Genomic DNA, 1,180 nt, shown 5'->3' on the forward strand with positions numbered 1-1,180 from the left:
CGTCGAGCGCGCCGAGCAGGCGCCGCTGCCCGCGCCAGGAGGCCAGGACCGGCAGCAGGCGTTCCAGCGAGGCCTCGGCCGCCTCCTCCGCGATCCCGAGGACCGCCGACGCCTCCCGCAGGTCACCGGACTCGACGGCCGTCCAGAACGCGTCCTCGACCGGGTCGGCCACAGGCGCGGCACTGTCGCGGCGCTGGAGCTCGGGCAGCCAGTACCGCTGCCGCTGGAACGCGTACGTGGGCAGGTCGACGCGACGGCCGCCCGACCCGGCGAGCACCGCCGTCCAGTCCGGCCCCGCGCCGCGCACGTGCAGGCGGGCGAGCGCCTCCAGGAGGGCCGGCTCCTCGGGGCGGTCCTTGCGCAGGACGGCCGCCAAGGCCGCGTCGGCGGGGAGCGACTCGGCCGCCATGGCGGTGAGCACACCGTCGGGGCCGAGTTCGAGGAAGCGGGTGCCCCCGGCTGCGTGCAGGGTGCGGATGCCGTCGCCGAAGCGGACGGCCTCGCGGACGTGGCGCACCCAGTAGTCGGGGGTGGTGAAGTCCTCGCCGAGGGAGCCGGTCAGATTGGAGACGACCGGGAGCGAAGGAGCGTGGTACGTCAGCCCGTTGAGGACGTCACGGAACTCCTCCAGCATCGGGTCCATCAGCGGCGAGTGGAACGCGTGCGAGACCCGCAGCCGCGTGGTCTTGCGGTCGGCGAAGTGCGTGCGGACCGCCTCGACGGCCTCCTCCGTGCCGGAAACGACGACGGAGGTCGGGCCGTTCGCGGCAGCGATCGACACGAACTCGCCCAGCAGTGGCAGGACTTCGCTCTCCGTCGCCTGCACTGCCAGCATCGCGCCGCCCTCGGGCAGCGCCTGCATCAGACGGCCGCGAGCCCGCACCAGCGTGCACGCGTCCGCGAGCGAGAACACCCCGGCCACGTGCGCCGCGGCGACCTCGCCGATCGAGTGCCCGGCCACGAACTCCGGCCGCACGCCCAGGGATTCGAGAAGCCGGAACAGCGCCACCTCGACGGCGAACAACCCGGCCTGAGCGTACGCCGTCCGGTTCAGCAGCCCCTCATCGTCGCCCCACACGACGTCCCGAAGCTGCGGATCCAGCTCCGCACACACCTCGTCGAAGGCCCGCGCGAACACCGGGAACCGGCCATACAACTCCCCTCCCATTCCCAGCCGTTG

1 protein-coding gene is annotated in these 1,180 nt (G+C 73.4%); it reads right to left on the bottom strand.

The window, feature by feature from the left end:
* A partial coding sequence (locus AB0O00_RS40525; RefSeq protein WP_363659664.1) for an acyltransferase domain-containing protein occupies positions 1 to 1,156 on the bottom strand: 1,156 nt, incomplete at its 3' end.
* Positions 1,157 to 1,180: the final 24 nt, after the last annotated feature.

This window comes from Kitasatospora sp. NPDC093558, assembly GCF_040683475.1.
Classification (GTDB): domain Bacteria; phylum Actinomycetota; class Actinomycetes; order Streptomycetales; family Streptomycetaceae; genus Kitasatospora.